2 protein-coding genes are annotated in these 4632 nt (G+C 69.8%); both read left to right on the top strand.

Annotated features, from left to right (window positions below):
* A partial coding sequence (locus ON39_RS34670; protein ID WP_157195559.1) for a type I polyketide synthase occupies positions 1–3901 on the top strand: 3901 nt, incomplete at its 5' end.
* A gap of 44 nt (positions 3902–3945) precedes the next feature.
* Positions 3946–4632: beta-ketoacyl synthase N-terminal-like domain-containing protein (locus ON39_RS34665; protein ID WP_040740531.1), on the top strand; the 687-nt coding region annotated here is incomplete at its 3' end.

Raw genomic sequence — 4632 nt, 5'->3', positions numbered from 1 at the left:
GCAGCCCCAGGAAATCGCTCCCATAGTCGACGAACGAAACCCGCTGCCCGTCATACCGTTGCCGCTGTCGGGCCGCGGCCGTGCGGCCGTGCGGGCCCAGGCGCTCCGGCTCGCCGACGCGTTGTCCGCCGCGGACTCGGTGCTCGACGTCGGCTACTCGCTCGCCACTACCCGCGCCGCGCTGGATGATCGAGCGGTCGTCCTGGCGAGCGACGCGAGTGAGTGCGACGCCGCGCTGACCGCCCTCGCCACGGGAGTCACGCATCCCGCCGTGATCACCGGCCGCGCCACCGAGGGCGGTGTGGCGATGGTGTTCTCGGGTCAGGGCGGCCAACGCCTCGGCATGGGCCGCGAACTCTACGACACCTACCCCGCCTACGCCGACGCCTTCGACACCACCTGTGCAGAACTCGACCTACACCTCCCACAACCGTTGCGCGACATCATCTTCGGCACCGACCAACACCTACTCCATCGCACCGCATACGCACAACCAGCATTGTTCGCCGTCCAAGTCGCCCTCTACCGACTCTGGGAATCGTGGGGCATCACACCTACCATCGTCACCGGACACTCCATCGGCGAAATCACCGCCGCCCACATCGCCGGCGCCCTCACCCTGCCCGACGCCGCACGCCTGATCACCCTCCGCGGCCAACTCATGCAATCACTACCCGAAGACGGCGCCATGCTCGCCGTCGACACCACCGAACACGAGGCCCGTAACTACCTCCGCGAACACCAGAGAACGATCGACATCGCGGCCGTCAACAATCCGAAATCCATTGTCCTGTCGGGTGACAAGACCGCACTGCAAACCATCGCCGAACAACTATCCGACCACCGCACCACCTGGCTCCGCGTCTCCCACGCCTTCCACTCACCACTGATGGAACCAATCCTCGACCACTACCGCGCAGCCATCAACGAACTCACCTTCACCACCCCCACCATCCCCCTCGTCTCCACCCTCACCGGACAACTCACCGACCACACCACACTCACCAACCCCCAACACTGGATCAACCACGCCCGCAACACAGTCCGCTTCACCGACGCCATCACCACCATCGCGAACCACAACCCCGCCGTCTACCTGACGATCGGACCGGACGCCGCCCTGACAGCGCACATCCCCGGAGTTTCCTGTGCCTCCCTCCGGCACGACCGGCCCGAAACGGAGACCATTACCACCGCGCTCGCGCACCTGGTGGTCAACGGCGTCGATCCCAACTGGCACAACTACTTCCATGGCACGAACGCCCGTAAGACGGACCTGCCGACGTATCCGTTCCAGCGGCAGCACCTGTGGCTGGACAACCAACCGTCCGGCGTGGTCGATCTCGGCGCGGCCGGGCTGGACACGGCCGATCACCCGATCCTCAAGGCGTCGGTGACCTTCCCGTCGTCCGGCCGAATGTTGTTCAGCGGCCGGGTGTCGGTGCGGTCGCAGCCGTGGCTGGCCGATCACGTGGTGCACGGCGCGGTGTTGTTCCCTGGCGCCGCCTTCGTGGATCTGGTGCTGCACGCCGGATTCCGCAGCGGTCATCCCCGTCTCGCCGAGCTCACCATCGATGTGCCCCTGGCGCTCACCGACACCGACGGCGCGCAGCTCCGTGTCGAGATCGATGAGGCGGTGAATGGCCGCCGCGGCGTCGCGGTCTTCTCGCGTCCGGAAGGCGCGGAGCCCGACGAACCGTGGACGCGGCACTGCGTGGGTGTGCTCGACGCCGAACCGGTGGTCGCGCCCGACCCGGTGACCTGGCCGCCCGCGGACGCCGAGCCGGTCGGCGTGGACGACTTCTACGAGGGAATGAGCGAATCCGGGATCGTCTACGGTCCGGCGTTCCGCGGCCTGCGGGCGGCCTGGCGCCGCGGCGACGAGCTGTTCGCCATGGTCCGGCTGGACCACGACACCGGTGAATTCGCCCTGCACCCGGCGCTTTTCGACGCCGCGCTGCAGGTCGCCGCGATCGATGCGCACGCCGAAGGGGGATCGGACCTGCCGTTCTCCTTCGCCGACGTGGCACTGCAAGCCCCCGCGCGGGACGAACTGCGGGTGCGGTTGGTGCGCCGCGGCGACCACGAGGTCGCGCTCGATTTCGCCGGGGCCGACGGCAAGTACGTCGGTTCGATCGCCGCGCTCGTCGGACGGGCCGTGTCCGACCGACCGCGAGCCACGCGGGTGACCGCGCTGCGACTGGACTGGCAGCCGGTGGCTTTGCCGCACGTCGCCGAGCTGCCCTCGGACACAACGGTACTCGACGCGGCGGTGCGTCCGTCGCCGCACGGGGACGTGGCCGAATCCGCTCGTCTGACGGCTGAGCACGTGCTCTGCTCGGTGCAGGACTGGCTGGCGCGGCAGGGCGCCGCCGCCCGGCTGGTCGTCGTCACCACGGGTGTGGGCGCCGCGGACCCGGCCCTTCGGCTGCCCGCGGCCGCGGTGTGGGGGCTCGTGCGCTCCGTTCAGATCGAACACCCCGGCCGCGTGGTGCTCGTCGACACCGACCGCGGCACCGAAACGCTCGCCGCCGCGATCGCTTCCGGCGAGCCGCAGCTGCGGCTGAGCTCCGGCGGCGCCCTGGTGCCGCGCCTGGTTCGCCGGGCACCGAGCACCGAGCAACCCCGGTTCGAGCCGGGCACGGTGCTGGTGACCGGGGCGAGCGGGGCGCTCGGCGGCCTCATCGCCACGCATCTGGTCGAGTCGTACGGGGTACGCAAGCTGTTGCTGGTCAGCCGTCGCGGCGCGGCGGCCCCCGGCGCCGACGAGTTCGGCGCGCGGCTACGCGCACTCGGTGCCGAGGTGGACTTCGCCGCCTGCGATGTCGGCGACCGGAGCGCGCTCGCCAAGCTGGTCGCGGCCGTGCCGGCGGACGCACCGCTGCGGGCAGTCGTCCACTGCGCCGGGGTGGTCGACGACGCGACCACCGATGGACAGTCCGGCGAGCGGCTGCGCAGGGTTTTCGCGCCGAAGGCAGACGCGGCTTGGCATCTGCACGAGCTGACGCGCGACCTGGACCTCAGCGCGTTCGTGCTGTTCTCCTCCGCGGCCGGGGTACTGGGCTCGGCCGGCCAGGCGAATTACGCGGCGGCCAACGCCTTCCTGGACGGGCTCGCCGCCGCGCGGCGCGCGCAGGGGCTGGCCGCGGTGTCGATGGCATGGGGCCTGTGGGACTCCGAAGCCGGGATGACCGGCGCACTCGACGCTGCCGATCGACGTCGGCTCGCGCGCACCGGTATCGTGCCGATCCGTGTGGAACAGGGGCTCGCGCTGTTCGACGCGGCGCTCACCGCCGAGGACGCGCTGGCCGTTCCGCTTCTGCTGAACCGCGCGGCGCTGCGCGACGCGGTGGCGATCCCCGCCGTGCTGCGCGGATTCGCCCCCGCCCCGGAAACCGGGCGTTCGGCGGAGTCGCCTGCGGACAGGATCCGCGGTCTGACCGGCGCAGAGCGCCGTGTGGCGGTACTCGAGCTGGTGCACGCAGAGGTCGCGGCGACACTCGGGCACGCCTCGACCGCAACCATTGCCGCCGAACGCAGCTTCGCCGATCTCGGTTTCGACTCGCTCACCGCGACCGAGTTACGCAACCGGCTCACCGCTCGGACCGGCGTCGCCTTGCCCGCCACCGTCGCCTTCGATCACCCGTCGCCGACCGCGCTGGCCACCTTCCTCGACGGCGAATTGCCGGGCGCGCCCGACACGCTGCTCACCGAATTGGACCGGCTCGCGGCCAGGCTCGCCGCCGAGCCGCCGACCGACGAGCACGCGCACATCGCCCAACGCCTCACCGATCTGCTCGACGAGTGGAATCGGCGCGGCGCCACGAACGGGCACAACGGCGCCGACCTCGCCGACACGACGCCGGAGGAGCTGATGGATTTCATCGATCGCAACCTCTGACCAGCCCTGGCCCCGTCCGCTCGAAAACACAGGTGGTTGTACGTATGTCGCAGGAGGAAAAGCTATTCGGTTACCTCAAGCGGGTCACCGCTGATCTCCAGCAGGCCAAAGAACGCCTGTCGGAGGCGGAGAGCCGGGAACGAGAGCCGATCGCGATCGTGGCGATGGCGTGCCGCTTCCCCGGCGGCGCGGACACACCGGAAGCGCTGTGGCACTTGGTTTCCACGGGCACCGATGCCGTGTCGGCGTTCCCGCAGGACCGGGGCTGGCCGCTCGACGAACTCTTCGCCGGGACGGACTCCCCCGGCACCAGCTCGGTCCGGGAGGGCGGGTTTCTGCACGACGCGGCGGATTTCGACGCCGCCCTGTTCGGCATCTCACCACGAGAAGCACTCGCCATGGACCCCCAACAACGACTACTCCTCGAAACCGCCTGGGAAACCTTCGAACACGCCGGAATCGACCCGACCTCACTACGCGGCAACCACACCGGCGTCTTCACCGGCGTCATGTACAACGACTACGCCACCCGCTTCACCCACGTACCCGACGAAGTCGCCGGACACCTCGGCAACGGCAGCGCGGGCAGCATCGCCTCGGGCCGCATCGCCTACACCTTCGGCCTCCAAGGACCCGCCGTCACCATCGACACCGCCTGCTCATCCTCCCTCGTCGCACTCCACCTCGCCGCACAAGCACTGCGCAACAACGAATGCACCATGGCCCTCACC

Origin of the sequence: Nocardia tenerifensis NBRC 101015 (assembly GCF_000308715.1) — a bacterium.
GTDB lineage: Bacteria > Actinomycetota > Actinomycetes > Mycobacteriales > Mycobacteriaceae > Nocardia > Nocardia tenerifensis.
The sequence above is the reverse complement of the archived record's forward strand: the minus strand, read 5'-3'. Positions and strand labels throughout refer to the sequence as shown.